We start from the raw sequence: 26141 nt of genomic DNA on the forward strand, positions 1-26141 counted from the left end.
ATGACCATGAAAAAGAAAACTAAAATGAGTATGGACAATAAATTAAACATGTTGCGGGCCGGCGTACTGGGCGCTAACGACGGAATTTTAACGGTAGTCGGGGTTCTATTTAGTGTGGTCGCGGCCACCACCAACCCGTTCATCATCTTTATCGCTGGGTTGTCCGACCTTTTGTCATGCGCCTTTTCGATGTCGGCAGGGGAATACGCTTCGGTAAGTTCCCAACGCGATACCGAAAAAGCGGCCGTGGGGGAAGAAAAGCTCCGGTTAAAAACCGATCCAGAAGCTGAATACGAATTAGTGGCGGATTTTTACATGGAAAAAGGGGTTTCGGAAGAGACTGCGCACCAAATTGCCCGTTCGTTAATGGATTCTGCGCCGTTAAAGACGGCGGTCGACGTTCGTTACGACATGGATTTAGACGAATACCTAACTCCGTGGGGCGCGGCAATTTCGTCACTATTTTCTGCCGCGCTGGGCGGAGTCTTTCCCTTAGTGGCGATGACCCTGGCACCTAGTGATTTTAAAATGCAGGCGACCATCATTGCGACGGTGATTTCCGTGGCGTTAACCGGCTTTTTGAGTTCCAAACTCGGAAATGGGTTGCCGAAAAAAGCGGTCATCCGCAACGTAATCGTCGGAATCATCACGATGTTTATCCATTACTACATCGGAAAATTATTTTAACAAGCTCGAAAAATCGCTTCCAAACTTGATTTATAAAGTGAATCCAGCCAATGAATGCCCGTCTAAAGGCATTTTGCGGGGTTGTCAAAGAAATCTTATATGTTATGATTGCTGTGGTTCAAGATTGAGGAAAGGAAGGAATTTAAAATGAGTAACGAGATCAAGAACCCTAAGAAGCGGCGAAAATTAATTTCGTACGCAAACGGCCGATCCCTAGAGGAAATTAACGGGACGGTCAAGGTTCCTAAAAATATTGGTTTTTGGAAAACTTTGTTTATGTATTCGGGGCCAGGCGCATTAGTTGCGGTAGGTTATATGGACCCTGGTAATTGGTCAACATCAATCACTGGGGGGCAAAACTTCCAGTACATGCTAATGTCGATTATCTTGATTTCGAGTTTAATCGCGATGTTGTTACAATACATGGCGGCTAAACTGGGAATTGTGAGTCAAATGGACCTCGCCCAAGCAATTCGGGCGCGGACCAGTAGAGCATTGGGAATCGTTTTGTGGATATTAACGGAGTTGGCGATCATGGCGACCGATATCGCAGAAGTTATCGGGGCGGCAATCGCGCTTTATTTGTTATTCCATATTCCGCTAGTGGTGGCGGTATTCATCACCGTATTTGACGTATTATTGCTATTATTGTTAACCAAGATCGGTTTCCGAAAAATCGAAGCCATCGTGGTTTGTTTAATCATGGTGATTTTGGTCGTCTTCGTCTACCAAGTGGCCCTTTCGCATCCGAGCTGGGGCGCAGTGTTTGGCGGGTTGATTCCAACGACTAAAGCATTTGCGACAACCCCAACGGTGGGTGGCATGACCCCGTTGAGCGGTTCGCTAGGAATCATCGGAGCTACCGTAATGCCGCATAACTTGTACTTGCATTCGGCAGTTTCGCAAACGCGGAAGATCAACCACGACGATGAAGAAGACGTAGCACGGACCGTGCGGTTTTCTACTTGGGATTCCAACATTCAGTTATCGTTTGCCTTCGTGGTTAACGCACTGTTGTTGGTAATGGGAGTGGCCGTATTTAAGACCGGCGCCGTGCAAGACCCGTCCTTCTTCGGGTTGTTCCACGCGCTAAACGACACTTCGACATTGAGTAACGGAATTTTGATTGGGGTTGCCAAGACTGGAATTCTATCGACCCTCTTTGCGGTAGCCCTCTTGGCTTCGGGTCAAAATTCTACCATCACCGGAACGCTGACCGGGCAAGTAATCATGGAAGGTTTCGTACACATGCGGATGCCGTTATGGGCCCGGCGCTTGATTACCCGGTTGATTTCGGTAGTCCCCGTATTAATTTGTGTAATGTTAACTAGTGGTAAGGGCGACATTCAAGAACACGAAGCCCTCAACAACTTGATGAACAACTCGCAGGTCTTCTTGGCCTTCGCGTTACCATTCTCGATGGTGCCGTTGCTGATGATGACCGACAGTCGCGTAGAAATGGGCGACCGGTTTAAGAACAGCTGGATTGTTCGAATTTTAGGCTGGATTTCGGTAATCTTCTTAACTTACTTGAACCTAACTGGATTACCAGATTCAATCGCGGCCTTCTTCGGCGAAAATGCCAGCGCAGCGGAAATCAGCATGGCTCACGACATTGCCTACGCGTTAATCGTGGCAGTTTTGGCGCTACTCGCGTGGACGGTAATTGAATTGTATAAAGGAAATAAACGTTACGAACTTGAACTTGCAGAAAAAGCTAACGCAAAGGAGGCGGCATAATGGCCTTCGATGTGAAAAGAATTTTAGTTGGAGTGGACGACTCTAAAGACGCTTTGTTGGCTTTTGACTACGCAATTAATTTGGCGAAAGATGCGAACCGTGAATTGGTGATTGTTTCGGTGCTGGAAAACGACGAAATGAACGTGTTCCAAGCCCTCGACAAGGATTACATTCATGGGGAACGAGCTGAATTAGAACAACACATTTTGACCTACCAAAAGCAGGCGCAAGATGCTGGCGTTACCAACGTCCGTTGCGTGGTGACGGAAGGCGATCCCGGTGAGACGATTGTTGAAGAGGTAATTCCCGCGGTTAAACCAGATTTATTGGTAGTTGGCGCGGAATCGAAAAAGGGTATTGCCCGTCGTTTTGGGAGCCAAGCCGCATACATGGCCAAATACGCTCCGATTACGGTAACGGTCGTGCGGTAATTTAAATTTTAATCAATCTAGGAGGACGGCAAAGCAATTGGCACCGTCCTCTTTTTTTACGAACGGGGGAGCAAAGTGAATTTTGTAATTATTGGACTAACTTTTCTTAGCGTCAATTTAGATTTCTTTTTTATGCTGTTGTTTTTGGTCCGCAAGTACCGGTTGTCCGCAGTTTTAGGTGGCTATTTGTTGGGGACCTTGCTATTGGTGACGGCGAGTTATTTAATTGGTCAAACCCTCTCCGTCTTTTTGCCAGAATGGTTACTGGGAGTGCTCGGGTTCTTGCCGATTTACCTAGCAATTAAGGATGACGATGACGAAATTAATGCGACCCAGTCCGGTGCTTCGGCGGTTGGGACGGTTTTGGTGACCTATCTTTCCGTTTGCACGGGATGCAACTTGGCAATCTTTTTGCCAGTTTTAATGCACGCCCAGCTTGCTGAATTTTTCGTTGCCCTGTTATTGATCTTGGGATTGAGCGTAGTGGCCGTCCTCGCGATTAATTTACTTAGCAAAAATCCGCTTGTCAGCCAAGTGATGGAAAAATATGGCGAGAAACTGATGAAGGTTTGCTATGTGTTGATCGGGCTGTACGTTTTCTGGGACAGCGGCTTAGTGACCCATTTAATTCGGTTGGTTGGATAACCGATATTTGATAAGAAAAGTAAAATTGAAATGATGCACCCACATAGCGCAAAAAAAGACCCCGACTACTGGTCCTAGTCGGGGTCTTGGTGATTCTATGCTTGCCACATGGTACGTACATTTTAACGGGTTAGAGGGTAGATTGAAATGTGGAGTCACTGTAATAAAGTACTGAATCTTTTGGAAAGGTTTGATTTTTTTATTTTAAAATTTCTCGATACTGGTAGTTATTCATTGAGCTAACTAAGTCAGTAACGTTAGTTAATTTTAGAATGCTATTTAAAGTTTGTTCAGAAACGGCACCTTCTAGGTAAGATAAAACAATCTTCAGAGAAATTTGTTCCATGGGTATGCGAATTACATTACATAACGAAGCGTTGAACTTATTGGTAACAAAAAATTGTGGAATGAAAGTACATCCTAGTCCTTGATAAGCAAGGTTAGCAGCAGTTTCAATGTATTTAGTTTCGAAAGTGGGGTGAATGTTTAGGTCATTTTGGGACATAAATACTTCGATTAAGCGCATAAATCCAGAACCAGATTCTATAGTGATAAATTCAGAGCTAATTAAATGGATATTTTGAATGTTTAACGTTTCAATAGTAGTCTTTCCCTTTTCGAAAAGTGGACAAGATTTGTTTATCACTAAATAAATGGGGATTTCACTTAACATCTTAAAAGATATTTCGCTTGGAAAAATTGGGAGCATCCTAATATGCATATCAATCTTTTTTTGGAGCAATAATTCTTCTAAGTTAATTGAACGATCTTCTGTAATCCAAATTTTTTGGTGTGGGTATTTGCGTTTAAACCGATAAATTAACGGAGGTAGGATAATACTTGCCATTGATTGATTAATTCCCAGTCTAATTCTTGATTGAGGAGGATTACTTAACTCAGTCACTTCGTTAATTAGTTTTTGATAACTAATATTTAGAGTCTCAATACCTTGAATGAATTTTGCACCTTGAGGAGTTAGCGAAATTGGTCTCTTTTTTCGATTGAGTAACCTAAAGCCAAGCTCTTGTTCAGCATTGTTAATATATTTGCTTAAATAAGGTTGAGAAACAAACAAATTCTCAGCTCCCTTGGTGAGGCTGCCACCAGCTAAAACGGCTTTTAAATAAGTTAATAATAGATCTGCATCTTTGATATTATCCCACCTAACAAAACGAAATCTTATAACAATACTGTATACATCTGTTGCTTGTGGTTTTAAAAACAATCAATACTAAGTTCAATTATATACAAGTCTACACTTTTTAAGCATAACTATTTGGTTATAGTTGTATTCTACTTTCACCATTTTAAGATAATGTGAATGAAAGTACAATATACATTGTGAAACGGTGACCTTATTAGAATGGAGGAAAACAGATGTTACGGCTAGATCGAATTAGTGGATTTATATTATTTTTAATTTTGTTAGTGGGAGCGCCAATGATTTTACCATCGAATATGCATTTCATTAGGCTCCTATTAGGCCTAGCACTAGGTTATATACTGTCCAGATCTTATACAGGCTTTGCTGGAAGCGTTAACAGAGCCTATAAAAATGGGTCAACAAAACTAATGCGCACAATGATGTTTATGTTTTTTATTACGGCACTAGCTAACGTTAGCTTTTTAATGTTTACACAAAACATTACCATGTATGCACTATGGGTAAATCCTATTAATTTAGGTTTATTAATTGGTGGAATTCTTTTTGGAATTGGGATGTCCTTTTCATCTTGTTGTGCATCAGGAGTTTTAACGGATTTAGCAACTGACGCACCACGCGCAGGAGTGACGTTGATATTTTTCTGTATAGGTGTATTCATTGGATTTCCTTTTCAAGTTCAATCATGGGTAAAAAACTCATGGTGGACTTCACCAACGGGAACTAAGTTTGCTAACGGAGTTTATATGCCAGATCTGTTCAAATGGGATGGAATGAATGGTTATTTAGGAGCAGTAGTTTTAACTGCTTTGCTAGCAGGACTAGTTATTTATTTGTCGTATTTATATGAAAAGAAACGGAAGTTAGCTGATGATTATCATGTAATACCTTCTGAAAATGTTCAAGATCATCCAGAAGATTTTGATGCTAAAACATTCTCTTTGCGTAATGAAGAAACTTATCGTTACTTGTTAGAAAAACCTTGGACTTTGAAACAGGGCGCATTTGGGATGATGATTGTGTTTGTTTTAATGATGGGGATTACGAGAAGTGGTTGGGGGGCGTCAACACCCTATGGACTTTGGATGGGAAAACTTTTAAATGTTTTTGGAGTATCAGACAATGCTTTATCTCAATTCGCACATTTACCAGCTGGCACATTCTCTGCTCCATTGCTTAGCAATCCAGTTACTGTACAGAACTTTGGTATTTTTCTTGGCACATTGATTTATATTTTAACTTCAGGATTATTAAAGAAAACTTTACACGCAACGACTAGTCTTACTCTGAAGAGTGCGTCGATGTTTGCGGCTGGTGGTTTAGCAATGGGCTTTGGTACTCGATTGTCTAATGGTTGTAATGTAGGAGCACTGTATAGTCCAATTGCACAATTTTCTATTTCAGGTTGGATATTCCTAGCATTTCTAGTAGCAGGAGGAGTTTTGGGAAATATGTTTGCAAAGAGAGTTTATGCGTAGAAAATAAAACGAGGCGAAAAAAATGAGTAAAAAAATTATAGTTGTTGGTGGCGTTGCTGGTGGGGCATCTGTAGCAGCGAGAGTTAGAAGGTTAGACGAAACTGCTGATATTAAGATATTTGAAAAAGGACCAGATGTCTCCTTTTCTAATTGTTCATTGCCGTATCATCTTTCTAACGTAATCCCTAACGCTGATGATATAGTGCTAATGTCGCCTATCCAATTCAAAAAACAATATAATATTGATGCAATTGTTAATCATGAAGTTGTAGATGTAGATGTAGCTGAACAAATGGTATCTGTAAAGGATGTTATTAGTGGTGAAATACAAAAATACTCTTATGATGAACTGTTTTTGTCACCGGGTGCTGTGCCAATTTGTCCACGTTCAATTGAAGGAATTAGTAAAAATAATGTTTTTACAATTCGTGATGTGACAGATATTAAATCTATTCGGGAATTTTTGGAAAAGCATCAAGTTAAAAACGTTTCGGTAATTGGTGGAGGCTTTATTGGAATTGAAACGGCTGAAAATTTAGTACAAGGAGGTTACTCCGTTAGTTTGATTGAAGGCGCTGAGCATGTTTTAGGGACAATAGACCTAGACATGGCTCAAATTATCCAAAAAACGCTATTGGATCATCATGTTAATTTAGTTACAAATGATACCTTAACTGAAATTCGTGACGATACAATAATCTTAGATTCTGGCAAAGAGTTAAAAGCTGAAGCAGTTATTTTAGCAATTGGAGTTCGCCCTAACACTGAACTAGCCGAAAAAATCGGTGTTACAATCGGTGAAACTGGAGGAATTAAGGTTAACCAAAACTATGAGACTAATTTGCCACATATTCATGCGGTTGGTGATGCAATTGAAGTATATCATCAGCTATTAAGAAAGCCTACACGTTTAAGTTTGGCATTTCCAGCTCAAATTGAAGCACGTCAAGCAGTGGACCACATGTATGGACGCCCTATAAAAAATCGTGGTGTAATTGGGTCTCAATGTATTCCAGTCTTTGAAATGAATGTTGCGTCTACAGGGTTAACCGAAAAAGATTGTCGGCAAAATGGGATTAGTTATCGGACGGCAATGGTTATTCCAAAAGACCACGTACCATTACTTCCTAATGCACGTCCTTTGTATATGAAGTTGATATTTGCTTATCCAAGTGGTGAAATTTTAGGAGCACAAGCAATTGGTGAAAGCGCCGTTGATAAGCAAATCGATATTATTGCCACGGAAATTTCTCATGGTGGGTATATTGAAGATTTAGAAACTCTTGAACTATGCTATCAGCCAACTTTTTCTACGGCAAAAAATGCCATAAATATGGTCGGTTTGGTAGCAACTAATGTACTAAACAATGAATTTAAACAAATCTCAGTTAGCCAAGTTAGAACATTGATAGAGCAAAATGCATTAATTATCGATGTACGTGAGAGAGACGAATATAAAGAGGGACATGTAAAAACGGCTAAGAATATCCCCATGAGCGAGTTTCGACAACATCTTAATGAAATTCCTAAGTATCAACCGGTTTACATCCATTGCTTAAGTGGCCAGCGAAGTTATAATGTTGTACGTGCACTAACTAATTTAGGATACGAACAAGTTTATAATATTGCAGGATCTTTTCTGAATATTTGCGAGTTTGAATACTATGAAGATGTTATTCAACAAAGAGAGCCAATAGTAACTAACTATCGTTTCGATTTATTATAACTTAGAGTAGTTAAAAGCATAGGATTTGAGGTAATGAATTGAAAGGAAAGCGAATCTTTTTAAACTTAGCTTCATTGGTCGTATTTATTCTAGTTTGGTTAGCAATAACTTCTTTACGATTGGTTTCGCCTGTTCTATTGCCATCACCAAATCAAGTACTACACGCATTTTTAAACTTAATTTTCTATGGGTATAATGGTATTCCGTTGCTTAGTCATTATTTAATTACAATAGGGCGGTTAGCGGTTGCAGTTTTCGTTGCGGTAATAATTGGTATTCCTTTAGGGTTGAGTAGTGGTTACTTGCCTTCACTAAGTACCGTAATTGACCCGATTATCCAATTTATAAGACCAATTCCTCCTTTAGCATACTACACGCTGCTGATATTATGGTTTGGGATTGGAGAAACATCTAAAATAACATTACTATTTTTTGCAGCGTTACCACCAATTTATCTTTCGGCGTATGATGCTGTTAGGAAACTAGATAGGGAATATTTACTTAGTGCATCTTCATTAGGTGCAACTAAAGAGCAGATTTTTTATCGAATTGTGGTTCCAGCTTCACTTCCAGACATTTTTACTGGTTTTCGAACTGCTGTGGGGGTTGCGTACACTACGATTGTTTCGGCAGAGATGATTGCATCTTCTGCTGGAGTAGGTTGGATGGTAATTGATGCTTCTCATTATCTAAAAAGTGATGTGATTTTTGTGGGAATAATCCTATTAGGTGTCACAGGGATGTTGATAGATTATTTGATCCGTCTCCTAGAACGAAGGATTGTTCATTGGAGCGGTGAAAAATGAGAAAGCAAACCTTAAAAATCTTTTTAATTTTTATCACAGTGATGGGAATCGCTCCATTATTAAATGGCTGTCAGAAAACATCGAAAGAAACGTTACGAACAGTAAAAATTGGAGTACTTAACGTCCCTAATGATGTTTTAACCGCAAGGCAAGATCACACTTTAGTTAGTGCATTGAAAAAGCAGGGGTATAGGCCAGAATTTATTACTTTTGATTCGGGTGTGGATGCTAATAAGGCACTTATGTCAAATGATATCCAGATGGCAACGATGGGACACACTAATGCTGTAGTAGCTATGTCGGTGGGGATTCCAGTAAAGTTAATTTGGCTTAATGATGTAATCGGTAGTAATGAACAGTTAATTTTGCAAAAGGGAATTAAGTTTAGTAATTGGGATGACTTACGAGGCAAAAGTATTGCAACACCTTTTGCATCGACCTCACATTACAGCTTAATGATGTTGCTTAAAAAACATCATTTAATAGGGAAAGTTAAGCTTTACGATATGCAAACAACGGAAATTGTAGCAGCCTGGAAACAAAAAAATATTGATGCAGCTTATACTTGGGAGCCAAGCTTATCTAATTTAAATGACGGTTGTAAGGTAGTTGATAGCGGGACTTTGGCTCAAAGTGGAATAATGACTGCTAATGTAACGCTTGCGACTGACCAATTTATTAAAAAAGAACCTAAAATTCTAGAAACTATTTTAAGGGTTTTAAATAAGGAGCACCAGCAATATCAATCTGATAGTAAGGTAATTTACAGGCGGACTGCGGAAGGATTAGGAGTTAATACGACAATTACTAGAAAACAGATTGGAACATCGCAATGGCTTTCTAGAGAAGAGCAAACACGTCTTCTGAAAGGTGAGTTTATTAGGCAATTTTTTAAAACGGCTGACTTTATGTATCAGCAGCAGACGATTAGTAAGCAACCTGATGAGCAAAAATGCCGACAATTTATTAGTACAAAATATCTGCAGTGAAAGTTAGAGAAGAGAAAATGAGCTTGTTCGAAGCAAAAAACGTTGATTTTAGGTATAAAGATGAACCAAAGCTAGTATTAGAAAACGTAAATTTGGAGTTATTAGAAAATTCAATAAACGTGTTAGTAGGTCCCTCTGGGATTGGAAAAAGTACGTTATTTAACCTTGCTGCCGGTTATTTACAGCCAACAAAGGGTGCTATGTTCATGAAGGGTGAGAAAATTACGGGTCCAAGTTGGCAAAGGGGAGTAGTTTTTCAGGATATGGCATTGTATCCATGGTTAAATGTGGCCGAAAATATTTTGTTCGGTCCAAAAGTTAGAAATTTGGATAAGCATGTATTCAAAGCTGAATTTCAGGTTTTATTAGAAGAGACTGGTCTAGATGAATATGAACGCAAGTATGTTTACGAATTATCAGGGGGGCTAAGGCAAAGAGTTGCTTTAGCACGCAGCTTTATAAATCATCCAGCCATGTTAATGCTAGACGAATCCTTTAGTGCGTTAGATAACTTTACAAGGCAAGAAATGCATGCAATCCTGTTTAGGTTATGGGAGAAGATTAAAAATTGCGTGTTCATTATTACTCATGATATTGATGAGGCAATATATTTAGGACAAAATGTAATTGTATTAAATAGTTTGGATGCTACATCAGCAACCATTGTACAAAATACGAGTAATCCCTATTTTAGAAAGGAAATAGGTAAATTAGCACTTGATAATAATTATGTGGTTTTTCGGCAAAGACTCTTGGATATGATTAAGTAAATTAGACTAGCCCACCCGCTAAATACATAGCGCAAAAAAAGACCCCGACTAGTGGTAGTAGTCGGGGTCTTGGTGATTCTATGCTTGCCACATGATTGCATCTAGAGTATAACACAATCATTTGATGACTTGCTACCATTTTAAGTAGGATATTTAATATGTTTTGAAAAAATAATTCCGGCCAAAAACGATTCGTATTGAATCGTTTTTTAATTTCTAAGGAAGACAAAAATCCCCGCTATTATCGCGAATAGCGAAGATTTTGGAGCCTGTGGTGACTGCACAAGATTTGGACGATTACCCAAATTAAACAAAGTTAACTTGGAAAGTTTCCCGGCGGGTAACCCCGTCAGTGCGAACTTGTAGGTGATCCTGCTGGGCAGTCCGGGTCACGGCAAAACTTGGATGGTAGTTACCATAAAAATGAAAATAGAATTTATTTTCTGAATCTGGTTTTGCGGTGACCAAGCAGGCCGAATGATCGGAAGCCCGTACAACTTGGTTAGCAACGTTGGTACGACAATTAATTTGAACCATAAACCTCGCCTCCGCCTCTAGCTTAACACTATTAAAGGTTAATGGTGCAAGCTGCTAATCATTATTAGCAATTTCTTTTTGCAAAGTATCTAAGAATAGGCGATTTAAGTTAGGTAACTGGTGATTTTTGCTCCACACCAGGGTGTTAGGTTCCACAACCGCGGGCGCCAAGGGCCGAAAAACGAGGCCATCCTTGGTAGTGTAATGATCAATTAATTTATCATAGGTCAGCGCCATTACCGCGCCCGTTTGAACTAGCAGACTAGCGTTAAAGATGAGGTTGTACGTGCCGACAAAGTTGAGCTGGTTAAAAAGTTCCCCGCTCCAGATTTGGAAAGTCCCCCGTTGTGCGGCCTGCCGGGAGGTGATTAGCGGACGGCCGACCAAGTCGATTGGTTGGATCACGTCCTTTTCAGCAAGCTGGGCCTCCGCCCGCATTAGCACGCCCCACCGATTTTCTTCGGGAAGCTGGAGGGTGTTGTAATTATTGAGGTTATGGTAGCCCATGAGAACGCCGAATTCCAAAAGCCCGGCATCTAATCCGGCTAAAATGTCCTCATAATCGCCACTCCGTAAATTCACCCGAACTTCCGGATATTGGCGCATGATCTGGTGGAGAGTTTCCATAAGGGGCGTGATCCCGATGCTTTCTCCGGCGCCGATTTCAATCGTGCCGCTGATCACGTCTTGTTTTTGGAGGTGATAGGTAGTCTTATTGACTAACCCCACAATCTGTTGGGCACGGCCCAGAAGATAGTGCCCCTCCTGAGTTAAGGCCAAATGGCGGTGCTCCCGGCGAAAAAGTTTAACCCCGAGTTCGTCTTCCAAGTCAGCAATTTGGCGAGAAAGTGCGGGTTGGGAAACGTTGAGTAACTCGGCAGCCCGGGACATGTTTAATTCTTGAGCAATGGTGACGAAGTAGCGTAATACGCGAATATCCATGGTGGTTAGCTCCTAACTATAACAAAAAGTTATCAAAAATCATGTTTAATAAGTATTTAACATTACTATAGAACCCCGCTAAACTATAGTCAATCAGTTATTTGAGTAGCAAGGGGATGAGCATTTGGAATCTAAATTGGATTTAGGCACCGCCGCTTATAGTCAAGTTGACGAAGTGGTAAAAACTAATCAACGGCTTTTACAACAGTTAAATACTCAGGAGCATTCGGCTGCTGAAGTCCGTCAGCTGGTCAGTCAAATTACTAACGAACGAATTGACGAGAGCACCGAAATTCGGTTGCCGTTCCGCACCGATTTTGGCCGGAACCTTCACATTGGAAAAGATGTTTTCATTAATAGTGGGGCCATGTTTGTTGACCTAGGCGGAATTTACTTGGGCGACCACGTTTTAATTGGGCCTAACGTAACCATCGCTTCGGTCAATCACCGGATGGCACCGCAGGAACGCCGGCATTTGAACCTGAAGTCGGTGTACATTCACCAAAACGCCTGGCTGGGGGCTAACGTGACGGTGACCCCCGGAGTAGTAATTGGCGAAAACGCGGTGGTGGCCGCGGGTGCCGTGGTGACCCGAAACGTACCGAAAAACACCGTAGTAGCGGGAGTGCCTGCCCGCGTAATTAAGAAGATTAAGGATTAGGAGGAATTTGGAGATGAACGTTTTTGAAGAAAGTTTTACGTTAAATAATGGAGTAAAGATTCCTAAGTTAGCATTAGGAACTTGGGAAATTCCGGATGATCAAGTTGCCGAAGCGGTGCGGCAAGCCGTTAAAATCGGCTACCGGCACATTGATACCGCGCAAGCGTATGGTAACGAACGCGGGGTTGGTGAAGGTGTTCGAACCGCTGGCGTAAAACGTGAAGACCTTTTCGTGAACTCAAAAGTAGCTGCTGAAATTAAAGACTACGAAGGTGCGAAGAAGTCGATTGACGAAACCTTAGCGAAAATGAAGTTAGACTACTTGGACATGATGATTATTCATAATCCGCAACCATGGGTCGAAGTTAACCAATCTAACGACCGCCATTTTGCGGGTAACGTGGAAGTTTGGCGTGCTCTAGAGGATGCCATGCGTGCTGGCAAACTACGGGCCATCGGGGTTTCCAGTTTTGAAAAGGAAGACCTTGATAACCTTACGGCGCACAGTGACACCAAGCCAATGGTCAACCAAATTTTGACTCACATTGGTGCGACGCCAGAAGAGTTGATTAATTACTCGCAAGCTAACGACATTGTGGTTGAAGCCTTCTCGCCAATTGCTCATGGTGCCGCAATGCATAACGAAGCCATTAAACAAATGGCCGACAAGTACAACGTTAGCGTACCGCAATTATCAATTCGCTACGCATGGCAATTAGGATTGGTTGTTTTACCAAAGACCGCTAATCCAGACCACATGCTGGCTAACGCAGAGCTAGATTTTGAAATTAGTGCCGCCGACATGGCAGTTTTGAAACAAATGCACGGGATGGATTACGGGGATGCCGATATCTTCCCAGTGTTTGGCGGTAAGATGAAGGGTTAAAAACTACCATATAATATGATAAAAAATAGCGGGAGTCAGAAATTCATTGCGAATTTCTGGCTCCCGCTTTTTAGTGAGAAAATTTAAATTACCAAACTAGTTAGTTTTCGGTTTAGCTTCAACCCAACTAGATAGCAAGTAGATGTTGATTGCAGAAAAAATCAGCAAAGTTATCAGTACGTAGATTGGGCTTAAGTAAAATTGAAGGTCGGCATTAGCGTCAAGTAAAGCAGTATGATGCTGAGCAATTAGCATAAATACGTTACTTATTAACTCCATGATGCGTCCAAAAATATACAAAATAACGACTACCAAGATAATTTTTGAAATCCGTTGGCCAGCCCTTGGCAAGAAATTACTGATCATCTCGGTAAGTAGATGAACTAAAGTAATCAGGGCCCAGAAGTTTAGTACCGCGAAGATAAGGGTCAGGATGATTGAAACGGTTAGCATAAAGGTTGAACCTGAAAAACCATCTACAAAGGTTTTGATCGTCATGTGCCAGTGAAAAATCAACGCAAAGATGACAACGCATAATCCAAAGTAGGCAAAACTGAGGAAAGTGGTGATCAAATTTGCCCAGTATAATTTTCCATTTGAAACCGGAATTAATCGGTATGTACTAGCGGTGTAGACGCGTTCGTTACGAATGGTTAATAAAATGTAAAGAAGCATACTAGCTAATCCCAAAACGGATTCAAAGGTGGCAAAGAGTGCGCCAGGGGTTGCGGATATACGGATCATTTCGTACAGCGTAATGACGACCGCAGCTACCGCGCTGAATCCTAGTACTTGGTTAGCAAGGCGGAATTTTTCTTGGAACATTGCCTTGGTTAAATCAAAAAATTTAGTCATATTCGACATCCTCCTTGTAGAAATCTTCGTAGTAGGACTCGATATCCTTACCGAGCGTCTCACGAATCGTATCGGCTCGTTCTTGGGCAATCACGCGTTGATTTCGCACGATGACGACTTCGTCAAGTAGATTGGCGATGTCGGTAACGTGGTGATCACTAATGATTATTGTTGCATTTTCTGGTTTCCAGCCGATGATGCTACTAATAATTTTTTTACGACTCATCCCATCAATCCCGTCAAACGGCTCGTCCAGCAAATATAGGTCGGTTTGGCGTGCGAGGGTGATGGCAATCACAAATTTACGCTGGTTCCCTTTGGATAGCTGGTTAAGTCGGGCGTCTAGTTTCAAATTGAGGGTGTCTAACAAATGGTTAAAACGGGATAAATCAAAATCAGGATAGATTTGTTGGTAAAATTCCGCGATTTTAAATAACCTTTGGTTGTTTGAAAGGTTGCTAACCTGTTCGGTAAAACTGACCGATTTTTTACGAGTTACTACCCGAGCATCACCGTTGATCATGATGGAACCTTGACGAGGAATGTAACTACCGGCAATTAAGCGCATGAGGGTGGTTTTCCCCGCCCCGTTAGCTCCGAGTAATCCCACGATTTCACCTTGGGGGAGTTCGAGATTAAGGTCCTTCAAGATTGAATGGAGGTTACGTTGGTAGCTTAATTCTTTAATGTTCAGTAGTTTTTTCATGGTCATCATCCTTTCTCTTGGCAATGTAGCGGGATAAGTAGGTCAGCATCTCATCTGGCTCAATTTGGAGCTTGAGCAAGTGATCGTACAGTTGGGATAGTTGTTTTTCCACGACGGTTTGACGGAGGTTTTGTAAAATAGCTTGGTCTTCCGTGACAAAATTTCCCTTTCCGCGTTGGGAAACTAAAATACCGTCCTGAATGAGTTCGCGCAAGGCCCGTTGCATGGTGTTAACGTTGACCGTTAAATCAACCGCAAACTGGCGTACTGCGGGAATTTTAGATCCCGGTGGAAAGTGGCCCACAATTATCTCTTGGTAAATATATTGCTTAATTTGGTAGTAAATCGGAATCTTATCATCAAAATCCATGGTCGCGCCTCCTTTGTGTATTACTATGCTATTACACAGTAACCTAAATCAAATTGTTTTGCAAGAAATTAGTGGGAACGTATGGAAAATTTTTCTGGATTGTTAAATTGGCGGGGCTATTTGGAGGTAATTAAAAACTAGCGCAAGTCTATATTTGCGCTAGTTTTTGGTATGAAATTAAGGCGATATTTATTTATGGTAGTCACCGTAAACAGTGCTAGCCAAAGTAAAGGATTGGTGCTGTCCATCATTGGAGATATAAGTGCTAATCAGCCAAGCATAGTAATCCTGAGGATTTTCAGCCACCATATCCATAGCTTCTTTAGCGAGTGGTGTTTCTGAGAGAGTGCCTAAAAAGTTACCTTCAGAATCCTTTTCGAACATATAAAAGCTGCCAGGACGGAGAAGGTTAAAGAAATCTTTTTTACGTATTAACGCACTGGCTACTCTATGGGACTCGCTAAACTTTGAAGTGTCAACATCTTTCCAAAAATCGACATCAGATACCTTAATGGTTGGGAAGAGAGTCTCGCTTATATCAACGGAGAAAGTAGACTTAGGAACTAATGTAGACCCGTCATCAGTAAAAGTTCCCCGAATGTAGAAAATTTCAGGGCTTTCAGGCTGTGCAATTTTTTTAGGGAGCTTTGCGTCAATTACCCTTTGAGCTACCTGAGAATTTCCAATTTTATTAGGGTTAACGATATAAACGTTCCACCGGTCAACATTTTGGTGGAGTTGAGAAAAATCTACTTGCATTAATTGCGTGTCGTCCGCGTCAATAAGTTCCATACCTACAGATACTTGTGGGTTAATATATTGCAGCCCTTCAGCTAAATTTGGGGTGATTTGAGCGCCTGCAAATGTATTGATATTGAAGTTGATCACTTCGCCAGCTTTGATTGAGCCCAGCAAATCTTTGGTGATTTCGTTTACGGTACTACCTTCTTCAAGGTATCCACGATGTATAAGGAAACTTAAAAGTATTTCACGTACGGTCGGATTTGGCATCCAAGTTTCAATATCGCTATCCTGAATCTTGAGTTGGTTTTCCGTGAGTTTTGGCAACTTTTGCTGGTGTTGATTTATTTTTTGGATAATTTCAGTATTAGGCGGGGCGTTTTTGCCAAATTCAGCTGCCGAAGCCCCGGTATTTGTAATGATGGGAGTAATGAATCCTAAAGCAATTAGGGTGGTTAGCATGGTTTTCTTGCGCATTTAAAACACTTCCTTTCATGATAAATAAAATGTAAACGGTTGCATAAAGTTGAGTAATAAACAAGATTTACACCGAAATGAATAGATAATTTAAATCGCTGGATAGTCTGGTAAGAAAGGCATTTAGCACATTGGGGACACCCTCTTTCGTAATTATTGTTCATCCTTTGTGAATACCTTAATAATTTCATGAGGTATAGCCATGCGCTAATATAATGTCTCGATAAAGTTTATTTTAAGCATGCTTGTAATTGTTTAAGGAGGGCAAATATTTGTATTAAAAAGGACTATTAATGAACAGATTTAACGAAATTAAAGAGAGGAAAACTAAAAATGAAGTTTCCCCTCACTTTTTGAGCCGTACCGATAATTAACAAAAGCCCAAATAATTTAAAAGGAGAGCTTTTAGTGGCTTCTTTACTATGATAATATTTATTGAAGATATGTGTATTTAATAACACTAGGAGGGTAGCAATGTTTTGTCAAAATTGTGGAACAAAGAATAAACCCGGGGCTAAGTTCTGTCGAAAGTGTGGAACTGCGTTACGTCAACCAGCGCCACAGCCAGCTCCGGAAACCCCGCAAACGGCACCGACCACGCCTAAATCAGTTTCCAAGTCAGCAACACCTGAGCAGACGACGCCGACCGAACCCAGCGTAACTCGGGAGGAACGCCAAGCGAAGGTAAAGCGCAAAAAGCGTACGACCTGGCTTTGGATTACGGTAGGGATTGTTTTAGCGATTGGATTCGTGGGCTTTTTTATCTACAAAAATAACCCCACAATCTTATCTGGTGCGACGCATTCGGATCAGGCACGGGTTGCCTCGTCAAAATCGGCGTCTTCCGTGTCTACGGCGCCTCAGAAAAAGACTTCGTCGGCGCCAACTAAAAAGCACTTGGCGTTTCCTGAGAGTACTGTAGAAGGAACCATTAAAGATGCGTTCGGTGATATTTCAGGGGATACTGCCGTTTACGTATCGCCGGTCGATTCGGATACCGAAGTTGATTCCAATGACCAACCGCAACGGGCGGCAAGTGACATTAAATTATTCATCATGATTGCGGCTTACCAGCAAGTCAAGGATGGAGAATTAAGTTTATCAGATGACTATACGTTAACTGACAGCGATAAAGTAGATGGCACCGGTAAACTGCGGGAAATGGCGGATGGAACCAAGATTTCCATTAAGGAATTGATTGGTTACATGATGGAAGACAGCGACAATACCGCGGCAAACATCATGATTCGCAAGTTAGGCGGTATGGCAGCCGTTAACCACCAGATCGATAAAATGGGGGCCACCGACACCAAGTTAGAGCGGATGTTGATGGATACGGATGCCCTAGAAGATGGTAAGGACAACTACACTTCCGCTAAGGATTTGGGCACCGCGTTAAAGAAAATTTACAATCATCAGATGGTTTCCCGAAAGTATGACGAAGAAATGTTAACTATTTTGAAGCAAAACGAAAATCACACTAAGTTGCCGCACGATTTGCCAGCTGAGGCCACGGTTTACAACAAGACCGGGGAATTTGACGACTACGGAGTGGAAAATGACGCCGCAATTTTTGGTAACCAAAAGGGCGCCTTCGTCATTGTGGTAATGTCTCAAGACGGGCAACGTGACGAGCAAATCAACGCGATGAATAGTTTTGGTTCAGTAATGTATAAAGGATTATTAGAGTAGGAGTGAAGGAAATGAAATTTTGTACTAAATGTGGAACTGCAATCGAACCAGGAGACCAATTTTGCACTAGTTGCGGCACCCCGGTGGCCCAAATGCAGGCTCCGGAAGCACCAGCGAATTCAGCCGCAGCGGAAAAGGAAAAGGTGACTGAAAAGCCAGCTACAACCCAAGAAACGGTAACCACAACAACTAACGCTGCACCAGCCGCAACTGATTTGAAGGCTGAAAAAACGGCGGCTACCACGGCAGCACCAGAAAGTGATGCAGTGAATGCTACCAACGCCCCAACGTCGGCAACTCAGGTTCAAGAACCTTTGCAGTCTACCGCGACGGCCACAACAACTGCCACAACAACTGCCACAACAACAACTGAAAAAGAAGCAACCAACGACGCAAACTCGACGGCAACTTCCGCAACCATTGATAAAGAAAAGGTTAGCGCAACGGTAGACCAAACCAAAGAATACGCTAAAAGTTACTGGAATTGGCTAACCACGTCGGTTAAACATCCGTTTAGCTACCCAGAGACCACCAACCCGTTATACGGGATTACCACTTTTGTGATTTTTGCAATTGTTAGCGCACTAATATTGATAGTTTCGGGACGGCAAACCTTTAACGCGTTGGATAGTAAAGTTAAAGTAAGTGTAATCATGGAAAATCCCTTTACTTTCGGGGTATTTCTAAAATTCCTCGCGATTTTTGCGGTGCTGTTTGCTTTGATGGTATTGGTGGGCATTTTAGTCACCCAGTTTTTAGGGGCAAAGGGTCAAACGGTTGCTTGGTTCACTTACACCAATAAATTGGCGCACTTTGTAAACTACGTCTTGGTACTCGGACTACTAGCCTTGGGAATGCTTTTTGTGGCCGGACCTGAATTAGTTGACGAAGTTACAACTGACATGCCGGATATTTTGTTCCGGGCGTTAATTGGAATGGCATTGGCGGGCTTAAACCTTGGCTTCATCGCCACCTTCTTCGAAGAAAAGTTGAAGTTTGAATTCGACCGCATTTACGTAGCCATCCTCGCTGAAGCGGTGCTATTCATCGCCCTTTACCTCGGAGTAGAGCACCTTTTAATTCCCGCAATTAACCAGGTGGGAACTAGCTTTAACTAAGTGAAAAATATTTGCCCCTAAATAGTTTTGGAATACTTTTGTTTAGTAGGTAAAAGTGCTATAAAAGATATATTCAAACAGAAAGAGGGACAAAGTATGTGCACGAGTATTGAACTTACTGCAGAAAATGGTGCCAAATACTGGGGCCGAACCATGGATTTAGCAATGACGATGTTCGGTGAGGATGGGGGCGCCAAAAGCGTGATTACCACCATCCCGGCAGAAGCGAAGGTTGCTAGCCAACTGACTGGTTGGACGGCCAAATATGCCACGATGGGAGTCGGAGTTAAGGGGACTCCAATTTTATTTGACGGAATTAACGAAGCCGGCCTAGCGGGCGATTTGCAGGTTCTATTTGAAAGCACCGCTGACTCGTTAGAAAACTTGAAGCAACGGGGATTAACGCCACTCATGAATACGGAATTTGTTACATACGTATTAACCCATTTCAAAAACGTGGCTGAAATCCGGGAGCATTATCAAGAATTTGGGTTAGCAGATCAAGCAACCCAAGTTAACGGGCAAGGATTTACTTTCCCACTCCATTACAATTTTGTTGACGAAAGTGGTGACGGAGTAGTTTTAGAACCGGTCGAAAACGGAGCTTTCAAGTTGTACGATTCAGTTGGGGTAGTAACTAACAGCCCCGAATACAATTGGCACACTACCAATTTACGCAACTACTTGGGATTAACTGACGTAGACGTGAAGGATCCCCGAACCTATAAAAACGGCGTGACCCTCCAACCAATTGAAGGCGGAACCGGCTACGGCATGGCTGGCCTTCCTGGCTCATACACTTCGCCCGCACGGTTTGTTCGTAGTTTCGTGATTGCAAACGCAATGGATGATTTTACCGCTGACCGCGGAATTGCCCAACTTTACGCCGCTTTCCGTCCGGTAATCATTCCCGAAGGTATCGAACGCAAAACGGCCGAGGCTACCGTTAGCGATTACACCCGCTACTGGTCAGGATATGACCTCCAAAAACGGGCAGTTTACGTTCAAACAGGGTTAGGTTTGGCGTTTACTAAGCAAACGTTGAACCCAGACGTGCAAGAAATTAGTTATACGGCCATTGACTGTGGGGACTACGTGCACGAAGTTTAATGGATTTGAAAATTAACAGCGACCAGTGTTGATTTTGGTCGCTGTTTTTCTTTATGCAAGAAAGAAATAATCTATGGTTTAAGATAATTAAGTTCTTTTGAGAATGGTTTTAAAAGATCACTTCTGCCAAAGTTTTGACGGTTTTTTTGTTTAAATTTCAACATTTCGATAACTAACGATAAATAATTCGAAAATAAAAATGGGAATTTTCAAAACTCTGAAAATCCCCATTTTTTATTTCAATTGCTTATTGATTTTAAGCACGGTCGTGGAACCATTTACTGCTTGCCAAAGCAATAATGTCGTTTAGCAAGTATAGGCAGTAGGTAAAGAAAAGTACCCAAACGGGATGTCCGGCAATCGCCGTCACACTCCATAAGGTGATACTCATGATGCTTTGCGCAAACCAGAAGTAATAGCTGGAACGGAAGCGCCGAACCGTTAGTACAGCCCCAGTTAAGCCAATCGTTGCGCTAAGCGAATCGATCACTGGACGCGGGCTCGTTAGGATTACAGTGTCTAAGCCGTAGGTGATCGCCCAAAAAATAATGAACGTCACTACGGTTTGCCCGATGTATTTGCCGGTTAGCAAACGTGGAGAAAGGCCTTCGCTACTGTTCCAGTTCTTATTGAGCACAACTGGAATGTCCAAAAGGAAGATGTAGGCTGTTTGCATCACAACGTCGCTGTAATTGCCGGTAATTGAGGCTACGTAGATCAGCATCAAGGCGGAAACAAATCCCAATACCCCGTTGATAGGCTTGCCGTTGGTAATACTCAAAGTACACGTAAAACCAATTATCCCAGCGATGGTGGAAGTGATTACGAGGGCGTTAAAGTTGTGGTATAGGCCCGTTGCTAAAAGAAAAAGGGTTCCGCAAGCTAACAATATGTAGCTCGAAGTCATCCACCCGCTCATCTGGTCCTTATACCAATGCAAGTTAAACACCCGCATTGGTGATTGAGGATTGTAACGTAAATCTGTGTCTTGTGTACTTTGCAAAATAAAGTCCTTCTTTCTATGATTTGTATTAGCCCGGTAGAAAGCTGATTCAGGCTTAAAAAACTTATTAAAAAAGCAGTACCCAAATAGTATACGCGGATTAATTCCAGAAGGTAAGACCCGTAAAAGTTTACTAGACCAATTCTGCGATAAAAGGAACCCGATGAGAACGGGCTTGCAGTGAAATAAATTACTCGTAATCGTTATGATAAATTTTTTTGCGGGGAATTGGTATAGAACTAGGTTGTGAGAATAATTTTTAATAAAATGATACGACATAAAACGCTCAACGGTTTTCTAGGAACGACCTGTTGAGCGTTTTTAAGAATCCGAATGTAAAGTTTTTAAACTTACTTTAGCTAATTTTACGATTAAACATAAAAAATCATCAGTTGCCGACAACAGTTGCGCTGTTATTGCTACAGATGGTTTTCAGGAAAAGCATTATTACCTTCATCAAGTAAACCATGGTCAGAACGATTGTGGCCAGGCCTGGGCAATTTTTTGGGCTAGCGGAGCCACTTTAGGACGATTAGTTTTTAAATAACTGATGTAAAATTCCATAGTTGCAGTTTCGTCATTAACCGGAATAGGAACCCGATCGTCCGTGTCACTTAGCGAAGTGGTGTATTCTAAATCGAACGAGGAGAGATTAGTCGAAAAGTAAGGAAAGTTAGAGTACTTAGTGATTTCATTAAACGCAAACCGTTGTGCTTGATACATGAACTTAGCTTCAGGAATTTCCTGTTGGATAATGGTTTGCCATGGGCCAATATCAGTAAGAACTACAAAGTTGATGCCTTTCAGTTCTTTAAAAGATATGGAAGCTTGGTTAGAGTGGTACATAAATTTATCCAGATGAACTACCAACGATTCTTTGCCTAGATAAACAGATTCAATATCTTTATTTTGTATTTCTTGGTTAGAAATAATTCCTGTAAACCGGTTATTTAATAAGCTTTTAATTACATTGTCAGTATCCAATAGATTTTGCGTGATATTTAATTGGGCCACCGAAAGCCTGTTAAGTAGGAGTAGCGGTCCGGGGGCGGTCGATGCAATTTTAATTACGCCTTCTTGATCCGCAAAATTACGGATTTTTTTAATTGCGAGTTGCTGACGTTGCAGAATTTGCTCACCCTCTTGGACAGCAAGTTCGCCAATCGTGGTTAGGGTGAGCTTATTAGGTTGATGATCAAAAAGCGATACTCCTAAGGTATCTTCTAACTTTTGGAGTCCCCGAGTCACGGACGGCTGGGTAATATGTAAGGTTTCTGCAGTTTTAGCTAGAGTACCAGTTTTAGCGAAAACGACTAGTTCTTGCCATAGGTAAGTATCAATCATAAAAGGTGCCTCCTGCTTAGTATGTCTTAAACGAATACTAGCATGTAAAACAAGCAATTTTCAATTATTTTTTTGCACGTTAGGATAATTACAATCAGTTTTGAGGAGGAGATTGTAATGATAAAAGTTCCAAAGGTGAAATTAAATAACGGAATTGAAATGCCGCAATTGGGTTATGGAGTTTTCCAAATTCCAGATGCTAACGAAGCAGAAAAAGCGGTGAAAAATGCTTTGGACGTGGGGTATCGCTTAATTGATACGGCAACGGCTTACCAAAATGAAACGGCAGTCGGCAAAGCAATTAAAGAAAGTGGTATTAACCGTGAAGATATATTTGTCACTTCAAAATTATGGGTATCAGATTTTACCTACGAACGGGCTAAAAAAGGAATTGATGCCTCATTGCAACGTTTAGGGACGGATTATTTAGACTTATACCTTTTACATCAGCCCTATGGTGACGTGATGGGAGCATGGCGAGCCATGCAAGAGGCTTATCGTGCCGGTAAAATTCGGGCAATCGGGGTTTCTAATTTCTACGGGGATCAGCTAAAAAACCTAGAATTAACGATGGAAGTAAAGCCAGCCGTTAATCAAATTGAAGTAAACCCTTGGTATCAACAAGTGAAGGAAGTTGCGGTTAATCAACGTGAAGATGTTCGGGTGGAAGCATGGGCCCCGTTTGCAGAAGGTAAGCATGATATATTTAAAAATGAGCTTATCCAGCAAATTGCTGAAAAACATCATAAAACGGTGGGTCAAATAATTTTACGTTGGTTACTACAGCGGAACATTACGGTGATTCCTAAGAGTGTCCACCGCGTGCGTATGGAAGAGAATATTGCGGTTTTTGATTTTGAGTTAGACGATGCAGATATGAATTTAATGAGCACCTTAAATCGACATGAAAGCCAGTTCTTTGATCACCGTGATCCGGTAACCATTGAACAAATCTTTGGGGAAAGTTTGAAACAATTGCGATAATTAGAGGAGTGATGTAATTATGACGAATACAAATAAAATAAAATTAAATGATGGTAATGAAATTCCTGCAATTGGATTTGGTACTTTTCAAATTCCCAACGATGGGACCACTTATCAAGCTGTAACTAAAGCTTTAGCGGCAGGATACCGACACGTTGATACAGCAGTGGCTTATTTTAATGAACAAGAAGTTGGCCGAGCTATTAAAGATAGTGGCATTCCGCGGGAACAAATTTGGGTAACCAGTAAGTTGTGGTTACAAGATTATGGATACGAATCCGCCAAAAAGGCTATTGATTTGTCGTTGCAAAAGCTGGGGTTAGATTATATTGACCTTTATTTAATTCACCAACCTTACGGAGACGTTCCTGGAGCTTGGCAAGCGATGGAAGCAGCTAAAAAAGCAGGGAAAATCCGTTCGATTGGAGTTTCCAACATGACGCCGAAAATTTGGCAACATTTTGTACCTCAATTTGAGACGATACCAGCGGTCAACCAAGTAGAGTTTAACCCGTATTTTCAACAAAAAGAATTACGAAAAATTTTAGAGGCCAATAACGTAAAATTAGAAGCATGGGCTCCATTAGGGCAAGGCAACGCAAAGCTACTAAATGAACCGGTCATCGTTAAATTGGCGGAAAAGTATCAAAAAAATGCTGGACAAATTATTTTACGCTTCGAAAATCAAGAAGGGATAATTGTTTTTCCAAAATCAGTTCACGATGAACGGATTAAAAGTAATTTGGATATTTTTGATTTTACATTAACGGAAGAAGAAATGACTGCAATTCGCGCGTTAGATACGAAAAAAGGTATGCATGATCCGGATGCTCCAGGGGTAAAGGAAATGCTGCTGTCAGCTTTTGACGTGCACGCGAAGGATTAATAAGTTGATTTAAGGAAATAATTTCCAACATATAATTTATAGCGGATTTCACACGAATATTTACGAAAAACTCACAATCACTAGCAACAAGAGTCTAGTGATTGTGAGTTTTTTGTCTATAGAGAATTAATACCAGATTTTGTAACAAAAAAGAGCCGAATCCAAAATTCAGCCCTCTATCCGTTAACCAAGTCTTTACCTGCGAGACATTTCTCCCAGAAAAGCCTGGTACTTATCGTTAATTTATGTAACTGATAATGGATCCGAACGGACTTGAACCGTCGACCCCCTGCATGCGAAGCAGATGCTCTCCCAACTGAGCTACGGACCCCTTACATAAATACTATAGCACTTTTTTGCGGAAAATTGATATAGTATTTATGAAAGAAAGTAAATTTTTATCGCAGAAGAATGATTTTTTAAGGAAAGATAAGGAGCCTCAAAAGATGAAGAGAAGCACTAAATACGTGTTGGCCGGACTTGGTGCAGCACTAGTCGGCGTGACCGCTGGAATGGGAATCGGTGGTTACGCAAGTTTCTTAGTAGGCATTAAAAATACCGAAAAAGCGAAAAACCAGGCGATTGAACGCTCGGAAACCGAGGATAACGATGCCTTGAATTTAGCATGGTTTAACCAACAGCATCCCGAAACGGTGCAAATGCTTAGCGAGGATGGTTTACAATTGAAGGCCTCCTTCATTCGCCAACCGGAACCAACCAAACACACGGTGATTTTAGCGCACGGATACCATCATGCCCGTCGGCAAATGATTCCTTACGCAAAGATTTTTTACGAACTGGGTTACAACGTGTTGATGCCGGACGCCCGGAGTCATGGTGAAAGTGAAGGAAACTTAATCGGCTTTGGCTGGTTAGACCGACGCGATTACGTACGCTGGGTACAACGCGCGGTGATGTTAACCAGTGCTGACGAAAAGATTGTTTTAATGGGAATCAGCATGGGTGCGGCCACGGTAATTGCGGCTGCCGGAGAACCCGACATTGCGTCTAACGTAGTGGCTGTGATTGAAGACAGTAGTTTCAACCGACTTGACCAGCAGTTCCGGCACCGCCTCAAGCGTTATTACCATTTGCCACCCCGGGAACTAGCGTTAATTGCCAGTTTATTAACGGAAAAAGAGGCCGGATACTCGTTCAAGGAAGCCGACATTGAAGCCCAAATCAAAAAGGTTCGGGTACCGATTATGTTTATCCATGGCGAAGCGGACCGGTTCGTGCCGATTGAAATGTTAGACGACCTGGTGGAAGCTGCTCAAGTACCAAGCTGGGTATACTTAGTAAACAAAGCTGACCACGTGCAAGCCTTGGCAGCCGACCCGCAGCGTTATCGCGAAGAGGTGGCACACTTCTTAGATAAATTTGTGAAGTAATGGT

At 41.5% G+C, this 26141-nt stretch carries 26 protein-coding genes and 1 tRNA gene; 17 read left to right on the forward strand and 10 right to left on the reverse strand.

Features of this window, described 5'->3' with window-relative positions:
* The 4 genes from NYR25_00245 to NYR25_00260 all read left to right on the forward strand — a co-directional run bounded on the left by NYR25_00245 (window position 1) and on the right by NYR25_00260 (window position 3503).
* Window positions 1-687, forward strand: a complete 687-nt coding sequence (locus NYR25_00245; GenBank protein UWF33875.1) for a VIT family protein — start codon at window positions 1-3, stop codon at window positions 685-687.
* A gap of 147 nt (window positions 688-834) precedes the next feature.
* Complete coding sequence (locus NYR25_00250) at window positions 835-2427, forward strand: Nramp family divalent metal transporter (protein ID UWF33876.1); 1593 nt, start codon at window positions 835-837, stop codon at window positions 2425-2427.
* Window positions 2427-2858 carry a universal stress protein gene (locus NYR25_00255; GenBank protein ID UWF33877.1) on the forward strand — a complete coding sequence of 144 codons (432 nt, stop codon included), beginning with the start codon at window positions 2427-2429 and terminating at the stop codon, window positions 2856-2858. The genes NYR25_00250 and NYR25_00255 overlap by 1 nt, the downstream gene beginning before the upstream one ends.
* 75 nt (window positions 2859-2933) lie before the next feature.
* Entirely contained in the window at window positions 2934-3503 is a 570-nt protein-coding gene (locus NYR25_00260) for a CadD family cadmium resistance transporter (protein ID UWF33878.1), read from the forward strand.
* 199 nt (window positions 3504-3702) lie between these two features.
* Here the strand turns inward: NYR25_00260 and NYR25_00265 are convergent, their stop codons facing one another.
* On the reverse strand, window positions 3703-4728 hold the full coding sequence (locus NYR25_00265) for a LysR family transcriptional regulator (protein ID UWF33879.1): 1026 nt from the start codon (window positions 4726-4728) through the stop codon (window positions 3703-3705).
* Between the two features lie 152 nt (window positions 4729-4880).
* On the opposite strand from NYR25_00265, the gene NYR25_00270 reads away from it, so the two are divergent.
* The 5 genes from NYR25_00270 to NYR25_00290 are packed head-to-tail and all read left to right on the forward strand — an operon-like array spanning window position 4881 to window position 10434.
* A complete protein-coding gene (locus NYR25_00270) occupies window positions 4881-6143 on the forward strand; it encodes a YeeE/YedE family protein (GenBank protein ID UWF33880.1) in 1263 nt (420 codons plus the stop codon).
* A gap of 22 nt (window positions 6144-6165) precedes the next feature.
* Window positions 6166-7869: an FAD-dependent oxidoreductase gene (locus tag NYR25_00275; GenBank protein ID UWF33881.1), complete on the forward strand. Its 1704-nt coding sequence runs from the start codon at window positions 6166-6168 to the stop codon at window positions 7867-7869.
* Window positions 7870-7922: 53 nt separating this feature from the next.
* A complete protein-coding gene (locus tag NYR25_00280) occupies window positions 7923-8675 on the forward strand; it encodes an ABC transporter permease (GenBank protein ID UWF34741.1) in 753 nt (250 codons plus the stop codon).
* Window positions 8672-9664 carry a MetQ/NlpA family ABC transporter substrate-binding protein gene (locus NYR25_00285; GenBank protein ID UWF33882.1) on the forward strand — a complete coding sequence of 331 codons (993 nt, stop codon included), beginning with the start codon at window positions 8672-8674 and terminating at the stop codon, window positions 9662-9664. Before NYR25_00280 ends, NYR25_00285 begins: the two co-directional genes overlap by 4 nt.
* A gap of 17 nt (window positions 9665-9681) precedes the next feature.
* Window positions 9682-10434: an ATP-binding cassette domain-containing protein gene (locus NYR25_00290; GenBank protein UWF34742.1), complete on the forward strand. Its 753-nt coding sequence runs from the start codon at window positions 9682-9684 to the stop codon at window positions 10432-10434.
* Between the two features lie 306 nt (window positions 10435-10740).
* Here the strand turns inward: NYR25_00290 and NYR25_00295 are convergent, their stop codons facing one another.
* Window positions 10741-10971, reverse strand: a complete 231-nt coding sequence (locus NYR25_00295) for a hypothetical protein (protein ID UWF33883.1) — start codon at window positions 10969-10971, stop codon at window positions 10741-10743.
* A gap of 54 nt (window positions 10972-11025) precedes the next feature.
* A complete protein-coding gene (locus NYR25_00300) occupies window positions 11026-11913 on the reverse strand; it encodes a LysR family transcriptional regulator (GenBank protein ID UWF33884.1) in 888 nt (295 codons plus the stop codon).
* Between the two features lie 124 nt (window positions 11914-12037).
* On the opposite strand from NYR25_00300, the gene NYR25_00305 reads away from it, so the two are divergent.
* Together NYR25_00305 and NYR25_00310 are read left to right on the forward strand one after the other, a co-directional pair.
* Window positions 12038-12574 carry a sugar O-acetyltransferase gene (locus NYR25_00305; GenBank protein ID UWF33885.1) on the forward strand — a complete coding sequence of 179 codons (537 nt, stop codon included), beginning with the start codon at window positions 12038-12040 and terminating at the stop codon, window positions 12572-12574.
* Between the two features lie 13 nt (window positions 12575-12587).
* Window positions 12588-13460: an aldo/keto reductase gene (locus NYR25_00310; protein ID UWF33886.1), complete on the forward strand. Its 873-nt coding sequence runs from the start codon at window positions 12588-12590 to the stop codon at window positions 13458-13460.
* 96 nt (window positions 13461-13556) lie between these two features.
* Here the strand turns inward: NYR25_00310 and NYR25_00315 are convergent, their stop codons facing one another.
* The 4 genes from NYR25_00315 to NYR25_00330 form a co-directional block, all read right to left on the reverse strand.
* The gene (locus tag NYR25_00315) at window positions 13557-14315 is read right to left on the reverse strand and encodes an ABC transporter permease (protein UWF33887.1); all 759 of its coding nucleotides are present in this window, start codon (window positions 14313-14315) and stop codon (window positions 13557-13559) included.
* Window positions 14308-15021: an ABC transporter ATP-binding protein gene (locus NYR25_00320; GenBank protein ID UWF33888.1), complete on the reverse strand. Its 714-nt coding sequence runs from the start codon at window positions 15019-15021 to the stop codon at window positions 14308-14310. The genes NYR25_00315 and NYR25_00320 overlap by 8 nt, the downstream gene beginning before the upstream one ends.
* Complete coding sequence (locus tag NYR25_00325) at window positions 14999-15391, reverse strand: GntR family transcriptional regulator (protein UWF33889.1); 393 nt, start codon at window positions 15389-15391, stop codon at window positions 14999-15001. The genes NYR25_00320 and NYR25_00325 overlap by 23 nt, the downstream gene beginning before the upstream one ends.
* Before the next feature lie 189 nt (window positions 15392-15580).
* Entirely contained in the window at window positions 15581-16609 is a 1029-nt protein-coding gene (locus NYR25_00330; protein UWF33890.1) for a hypothetical protein, read from the reverse strand.
* A 474-nt stretch (window positions 16610-17083) separates the two neighbouring features.
* Here NYR25_00330 and NYR25_00335 point away from each other — a divergent pair, with 474 nt between their 5' ends.
* The 3 genes from NYR25_00335 to NYR25_00345 all read left to right on the forward strand — a co-directional run bounded on the left by NYR25_00335 (window position 17084) and on the right by NYR25_00345 (window position 20529).
* Window positions 17084-18301 carry a serine hydrolase gene (locus NYR25_00335; GenBank protein UWF33891.1) on the forward strand — a complete coding sequence of 406 codons (1218 nt, stop codon included), beginning with the start codon at window positions 17084-17086 and terminating at the stop codon, window positions 18299-18301.
* 11 nt (window positions 18302-18312) lie between these two features.
* Complete coding sequence (locus NYR25_00340) at window positions 18313-19419, forward strand: zinc-ribbon domain-containing protein (GenBank protein ID UWF33892.1); 1107 nt, start codon at window positions 18313-18315, stop codon at window positions 19417-19419.
* Window positions 19420-19515: 96 nt separating this feature from the next.
* A complete protein-coding gene (locus tag NYR25_00345; GenBank protein ID UWF33893.1) occupies window positions 19516-20529 on the forward strand; it encodes a linear amide C-N hydrolase in 1014 nt (337 codons plus the stop codon).
* Between the two features lie 256 nt (window positions 20530-20785).
* Here the strand turns inward: NYR25_00345 and pnuC are convergent, their stop codons facing one another.
* Window positions 20786-21532, reverse strand: a complete 747-nt coding sequence (gene pnuC, locus NYR25_00350) for a nicotinamide riboside transporter PnuC (protein ID UWF33894.1) — start codon at window positions 21530-21532, stop codon at window positions 20786-20788.
* Between the two features lie 471 nt (window positions 21533-22003).
* On the reverse strand, window positions 22004-22876 hold the full coding sequence (locus NYR25_00355) for a LysR family transcriptional regulator (protein UWF33895.1): 873 nt from the start codon (window positions 22874-22876) through the stop codon (window positions 22004-22006).
* A 117-nt stretch (window positions 22877-22993) separates the two neighbouring features.
* Between NYR25_00355 and NYR25_00360 the strand changes: the two genes are divergently transcribed.
* Window positions 22994-23860: an aldo/keto reductase gene (locus tag NYR25_00360; protein UWF33896.1), complete on the forward strand. Its 867-nt coding sequence runs from the start codon at window positions 22994-22996 to the stop codon at window positions 23858-23860.
* 19 nt (window positions 23861-23879) lie between these two features.
* Window positions 23880-24746, forward strand: a complete 867-nt coding sequence (locus NYR25_00365) for an aldo/keto reductase (GenBank protein UWF33897.1) — start codon at window positions 23880-23882, stop codon at window positions 24744-24746.
* Between the two features lie 258 nt (window positions 24747-25004).
* On the opposite strand, the gene NYR25_00370 is transcribed toward NYR25_00365, so the two are convergent.
* A tRNA-Ala gene (locus tag NYR25_00370) sits at window positions 25005-25077 on the reverse strand.
* A 115-nt stretch (window positions 25078-25192) separates the two neighbouring features.
* On the opposite strand from NYR25_00370, the gene NYR25_00375 reads away from it, so the two are divergent.
* Entirely contained in the window at window positions 25193-26137 is a 945-nt protein-coding gene (locus tag NYR25_00375; protein UWF33898.1) for a lysophospholipase, read from the forward strand.
* Window positions 26138-26141: the final 4 nt, after the last annotated feature.

It is taken from the genome of Pediococcus acidilactici, from assembly GCA_024970065.1.
Taxonomy (GTDB): Bacteria; Bacillota; Bacilli; order Lactobacillales; family Lactobacillaceae; genus Pediococcus; species Pediococcus acidilactici_A.